General features: G+C 64.4%; 7 protein-coding genes. 5 read left to right on the plus strand and 2 right to left on the minus strand.

The window, feature by feature from the left end:
• Together istA and ACFFIC_RS22100 are read right to left on the minus strand one after the other, a co-directional pair.
• Window positions 1-1330: IS21 family transposase (gene istA, locus ACFFIC_RS22095; protein ID WP_377054398.1), on the minus strand; the 1330-nt coding region annotated here is incomplete at its 3' end.
• A gap of 172 nt (window positions 1331-1502) precedes the next feature.
• The gene (locus tag ACFFIC_RS22100) at window positions 1503-2438 is read right to left on the minus strand and encodes a LysR substrate-binding domain-containing protein (protein ID WP_377054391.1); all 936 of its coding nucleotides are present in this window, start codon (window positions 2436-2438) and stop codon (window positions 1503-1505) included.
• 113 nt (window positions 2439-2551) lie between these two features.
• Between ACFFIC_RS22100 and ACFFIC_RS22105 the strand changes: the two genes are divergently transcribed.
• The 5 genes from ACFFIC_RS22105 to ACFFIC_RS22125 all read left to right on the plus strand — a co-directional run bounded on the left by ACFFIC_RS22105 (window position 2552) and on the right by ACFFIC_RS22125 (window position 5065).
• Window positions 2552-3346 carry a type 1 glutamine amidotransferase domain-containing protein gene (locus ACFFIC_RS22105; protein WP_377054393.1) on the plus strand — a complete coding sequence of 265 codons (795 nt, stop codon included), beginning with the start codon at window positions 2552-2554 and terminating at the stop codon, window positions 3344-3346.
• A 71-nt stretch (window positions 3347-3417) separates the two neighbouring features.
• Window positions 3418-3714, plus strand: a complete 297-nt coding sequence (locus ACFFIC_RS22110; protein ID WP_066521495.1) for a putative quinol monooxygenase — start codon at window positions 3418-3420, stop codon at window positions 3712-3714.
• 11 nt (window positions 3715-3725) lie between these two features.
• Window positions 3726-3902, plus strand: a complete 177-nt coding sequence (locus ACFFIC_RS22115; protein ID WP_156450915.1) for a hypothetical protein — start codon at window positions 3726-3728, stop codon at window positions 3900-3902.
• 17 nt (window positions 3903-3919) lie between these two features.
• Window positions 3920-4660, plus strand: a complete 741-nt coding sequence (locus tag ACFFIC_RS22120) for an SDR family oxidoreductase (protein ID WP_377054396.1) — start codon at window positions 3920-3922, stop codon at window positions 4658-4660.
• Window positions 4661-4771: 111 nt separating this feature from the next.
• Window positions 4772-5065: a putative quinol monooxygenase gene (locus ACFFIC_RS22125; protein ID WP_037093999.1), complete on the plus strand. Its 294-nt coding sequence runs from the start codon at window positions 4772-4774 to the stop codon at window positions 5063-5065.
• The last annotated feature ends 243 nt before the right edge of the window (window positions 5066-5308 follow it).

The following is a 5308-nucleotide window of genomic DNA, read 5'->3' on the forward strand; positions in this document are numbered from 1 at the left end:
GGCATGCCGCCAGCTTCGCCTGACGAGTTCGTTCCAGCCAGAGCTGGCCAACGTGACAATGCCTGCGGAACGCCTCCGGCATCTCGGCGAAGGGTGCGCCGTTGCGCAGCGCTCCCGGCTTGCGCTGGATCACCGCGAGGTAGTGCCGCCAGTCGTAGACGGTGCGGCTGGGAACGTCGTGCGAGCGCTCGACGATCCGGGCGTGCTCGCACACGACCTGGCCCTCGGCCACCACGACGAGCCGGTCGGGATAGACCCGCAGGCTGACCGGCCGGTTGGCGAACGAGGCCGGGACGCTGTAGCGATTGCTCTCGAAGTGCACGAGACAGGTCGGCGACACCCGCTTGGCGTGCTCGACGAAACCGTCGAACGCCCGCCCCATCGGCATCAGGCTCGCCCTCTCCCGGGCTTGGACCTCAGCGACGCTGCCCGGCAGCACCCCGTGGGCGAGCTCGCCCCAGCGTTCGATGCAGCGGGCCTCCAGCCAGGCGTTGAGGGCGGGCAGATCCATGAACGGCGGCATGACCTGCCAGATCTGCCGCCGGGCGTCCTGGACGTTTTTCTCGACCTGACCGCTCGCCCTGTCGCTCGGACCAGTGGCGCTCCAGGGCTCGCCCCAACCCGAGGCCGGACTGCAGAAGGTCGTCTCGAACAGGTAGTGGCTGGCCATGGCCTGGAACCGTGCGTTGACCTGCCGGACCTTGCCCGTGCCGACGCGATCCACGGCGGTCCTCATATTGTCGAAGATGCCGCGGCGCGGCACGCCGCCCAGCACCCGGAACGCCTCGGCCAGGGCGTCGAACAGCATCTCGTGGGTCTGCAGCTTGTAGGCCCGGATGACGAAGGCCCGGCTGTGCGACAGCTTGGTGTGCGCGGCCTGCAGCTTGAGCCGCTTGCCGCCCACCGTCGCCCAGTCCTCGCTCCAGTCGAACTGGAAGGCCTCGCCGGGCTGGAAGGCGAGCGGCACGAACACCCCGCGCCCGGTGGTCCGCTGCGCCACCTCCCGTCCCGCCTGCCAGCGCCGGACGAAGGCCGCGACCCGGGCGTAGGAGCCCGCATAACCCAGGGCCACAAGGTCCGCGTGGATCCGCCGCACCGTCCGCCGCCCCTTGCGGCCCTTGCCCGCCTCCACCCTCAGCCACTCCGACAACTTGTCGGCGAACGGGTCCAGGCGGCTCGGGCGCTCGGGAACCTTGAACCGCACCTCGACTGCGTCCGACCGCAGGTACTTGCGGATCGTGTTCCGCGACAGGCCCGTCCGTCGCTCGATCTCGCGGATGGGGATGCGATCCCGGTGATGCCACCGACGGATCACGCTCAACAACTCCATGTCGATCACTCCGATAACCCCGACCGTCCGGCCGGGGAGGTGAACAGACACGGGTCATTTCTCGGCGAAAACTTCGGCCCTCTCCGGGTCAGCTCTCAGTGCAAATCAACACGCCAGACCGATCCGTGCACCACAGTGGTTCAACCGGCGTCGCCCGGCCGAATGAAGTCCATCACGCTGGCGACGTCATGGCTGTTGCTGCCGTCTTGTCCTTGAAGTCGGTGATGACTTCGCCGATCAGCGCCCGTAGCCAGCGGTGGGCGGGATCGTGGCGATAACGGACGTGCCAGGCCATCTCGACGGGAAAGCTGCCGAGGTCGACCGGGGCGGGCAGGACCTTCAGCCGGGGGTCGTGCATCAGCTGTCGGCAGATGAGCGAGGGCAGGGTGGCGCAATAGTCGGTCACCGCTACCATCTCGGCTGCCGCGAAGAAGTTGGTCACGGAGATCGCGACGTCGCGCTTCAGCTGCTGCTGCGCCAGCGCCTGAAACAAACCGGCGCGCATCCGTCCGGGCGGCACGATGTTGATATGCTTCATCGTCTCGAACTGCTCGCGCGTCATGGCATCGCCGATGGCCGGATGATCGGCGCGGACCGCGCAAGCGAGGCCTTCATCCATCAGGTGCTGGACGACGAGGTTATCGGGCGGATCGACGATGCGGCCCAGCACGAGTGCCGTCGTGCCCGACACGACGCCTGTTTCCGCAAGATCGTTGCCGAAGGGGGTCAGGCGGAGCTTGATGCCGGGCGCGACCTTCTCCAGGCGCGCCAGGACAGCGGGGACGATGACGAACTCGACATAGCCGTTCGGCGCGATCGTGAAGAGCCGTTCGGCGTGTGCGGGGTCGAAGGCCTGCTGACCGAGGACCGCGTCGTCGAGCTGGGCGAGTGCCTCGGCGATCAGCGGTGAGAGTTCAAGCGCGATCGGGGTCGGCTGGATGCCATAGCGCTCGCGTACGAACAGCTGGTCCTGAAGCATCTGTCGCAGACGCAACAAGGCGTTAGAGAGGGCGGGCTGCGTCATGCCCATGCGCTCGGCAGCCCGCGTGACGCTGCGCTCCTCCATCAACGCGACGAAGATCGGCAGCAGGTTCAGATCGTAGCGCATGCAGTCATCCTGTCAGACGTATATCTGACATTAGAAAGATAAACTTCTAGAATATATCAACGAGGCCCATTTCCCATCCATCGGCGACGGGCGCCGCGAACATGGAGGTTCAGATGAGCAAGGGTCAGGTTCTCGTTCTTGGATCGAACGCGACACAGCTCGGTCTGCGTAGCGGCAGTACCGCAACGGTCGGTCAGTATCTCAACGAGACGGCAGTCCCCGCGCTGGCACTGCTCGACGCCGGCTATGATATTGTTCTCGCTACGCCCAACGGGACCAAGCCGCACATCGACGCCGGCTCCGACACGAAGGACCACTTCGGCGGTGATGAGGCGGCATACCAGCGCGCCAAGGACTTCTTCGCCAGCCACCCGGCCATGAACGACGTCCGCATGCTGAAATCGGTCGTCGACGAGGGTCTGGACGGCTTCGTTGGCGTGTTCGTGCCGGGAGGTCACGCGCCCATCGTCGATCTGATGCAGGACCGCGATGCGGGCACGATCCTCCGTCACTTCCACGCGGCGGCCAAGCCGACCGCGCTCCTCTGCCACGGACCGGTGGTCGTTGTCGCCGCGCTCGACGATGCTCCGGCCTTCCGCAAGGCGCTGGAGGAAGGCGATGACGCCGGGGCGGCCGATCTGGCGCGAGACTGGATCTACGCGGGTTACCGCATGACAGTCTTTTCGGCGAGCGAGGAAAAGATCGCCGAGGAGCAAGTGCTGAAGGGCGAACTCTACTTCGACATGGAAAAGGCGCTGCGGTCGGCCGGTGGCGACGTCTCTGTCACCGACAAGAACTTCGCTTCGAATGTCGTCGTGGACCGGGAACTGATCACGGGTCAGAATCCCGCGTCGGACCGGGCCATGGCCGACGCGTTGATCGAAGCCCTCGATCGCGCCGCTGCGTGAGTACCAGGATGACGGGCGGGGCGCTCAGGATGCGCCCCGCTTCGGATATAACCAGGACAGGGTATGGTGCCATGACCGCCAACGTGAAGATCGTCGCCGTCCTAACCGCCCGTGCGGATACCGTCGACCGCCTGCGCGCTCTGCTCGACGCCATGCTAAAGCCAAGCCGTGCCGAACCGGGCAATTTGCGCTACGATCTCTGGCAGGACCAGAGCGATCCGAATCGTTTCGTGCTCGACGAGCTGTACGCGGACGCGGATGCAGTCGCCGCCCACCGTGCAACGCCCCACTTCCAGAACTACCTCTCTCAGATCGGCGATCTGTCCGAGCGCGCCGCGTTTGTCCTCAACCCCGTCTCGTCAACCTGAGGATGGTGCCAATGGGCAAGCCTGAAGAATGGGTGGGTACGGCACGGCTTGTAAAGGCGTTCGACACAGACGTGTTGCGGATGACCGGCCTGTTGGCACCTGCGCTTCGCGCGGGGCTCTTGGGCCTCATTCATCTACGCGCCTATCGCTGGCGCGGGGCCGCGATCCGGCGAAAAATCAACAACTGACTTGAAGGAATACAGTCATGACCAAGGGTATCGAAGGCAAGGTCGTTCTCATTACCGGCGGCAGCACCGGCATCGGCGCGGAAACCGCGCGTCTTCTCGCGGAACGCGGCGCCAAGGTGGCCATCGCCGCGCGGCGCAAGGACAGGCTCGACGAGGTCGTCGCGGACATCGCCGCAATTGGCGGCACGGCACGTAGCTACGCGCTGGACGTGACCGACAAATCGGCGGTCCAAGCCGTCGTCGCCGCAATCATTGCCGACTTCGGCCGCCTCGACGTGCTGATCAACAACGCCGGGCTGATGCCGATCCGTCCGATGGCCGAGGTCAACACCGACGAGTGGGACCAGATGATCGACGTCAATCTGAAGGGTACGCTCTACGGCATCGCGGCGGCCCTTCCCGGTTTTCTCGAGCAGGGCAGCGGTCACATCATCAACTTGAGCTCGGTTGCGGGCATCAAGGTCTTCGCACCGGGCGGCACGGTCTACTCCGGCACCAAGTTCGCCGTCAGCGCGATCAGCGAGGGCTTGCGCCACGAGGTGGGGGAAAAGGTCCGGGTCACGTCAATCGAGCCTGGAGCTGTCGAAAGCGATTTGAAGTTCACGACCTCTGGCGCGGCTGCCGAGACGGTGCTGGACTTCTACAAGCAGGCCATCCCGGCGGCATCGGTGGCGCGTGCTATCGCGTTCGCTGTCGAACAACCTGATGACGTCGACGTCAACGCGATCGTCATCCGGCCGACCGCACAGCAGTTCTGATTTCGACGAGGAGGCGGGGCCGCGTGTGCTCCGCCTCATGGGAAACCTACCGGCCCGCTCGTCCGTTACCTTGCCGAATAATATCTGTCCGTTTCACTTGAGGAGTCATTTATGCCCAAACTTGCCCTGTATGTACCACTGAAGGCCAAGCCCGGAAAAGAGCGCGATGTCGCCAATTTCCTGACCTCGGCATTGCCGCTCGTTCAAGCTGAGGCGGGCACTCTGACCTGGTATGCGATCGAGGAAGGTCCCGGTGCGTACGCGATCTTCGATACGTTCGACACAGAGGAGGATCGGCAGGCCCATCTTGACGGCAAGGTTGCCGCCGCACTGATGGACAAGGCAGAAGAACTGTTTTCTGAACCGCCGCAGATTCACAAGTTCACCCTGCTGGCCGCGAAATAGCGGAGCGGTCGGCACCCTAAGCTGCCGTTTGACTGCGGGGTAAGGCTCGTGTTTCCATCCGGAATGGATGGCCCGGCCGAATCGGGAAATGAATAAATGAATACGACAGGTCATCCGCGATAGTGGATGGCCTTGTCTTTTGCGCTTATCACACCTCTGAATTTACTGATAAGGCGCCGTGGCATTGTCACGTTGGCCAGCTCTGGCTGGAACGAACTCGTCAGGCGAAGCTGGCGGCATGCC

Origin of the sequence: Muricoccus vinaceus (genome assembly GCF_042433125.1) — a bacterium.
Taxonomy (GTDB): domain Bacteria; phylum Pseudomonadota; class Alphaproteobacteria; order Acetobacterales; family Acetobacteraceae; genus Roseomonas; species Roseomonas vinacea.

Excerpts from the sequence above, each read along its gene's own strand:
- ACFFIC_RS22100 (WP_377054391.1), bottom strand. The coding sequence starts at position 2,438 with ATGCGCTACGATCTGAACCTGCTGCCGATCTTCGTCGCGTTGATGGAG.
- ACFFIC_RS22105 (WP_377054393.1), top strand. The coding sequence starts at position 2,552 with ATGAGCAAGGGTCAGGTTCTCGTTCTTGGATCGAACGCGACACAGCTC.
- ACFFIC_RS22110 (WP_066521495.1), top strand. The coding sequence starts at position 3,418 with ATGACCGCCAACGTGAAGATCGTCGCCGTCCTAACCGCCCGTGCGGAT.
- ACFFIC_RS22115 (WP_156450915.1), top strand. The coding sequence starts at position 3,726 with ATGGGCAAGCCTGAAGAATGGGTGGGTACGGCACGGCTTGTAAAGGCG.
- ACFFIC_RS22120 (WP_377054396.1), top strand. The coding sequence starts at position 3,920 with ATGACCAAGGGTATCGAAGGCAAGGTCGTTCTCATTACCGGCGGCAGC.
- ACFFIC_RS22125 (WP_037093999.1), top strand. The coding sequence starts at position 4,772 with ATGCCCAAACTTGCCCTGTATGTACCACTGAAGGCCAAGCCCGGAAAA.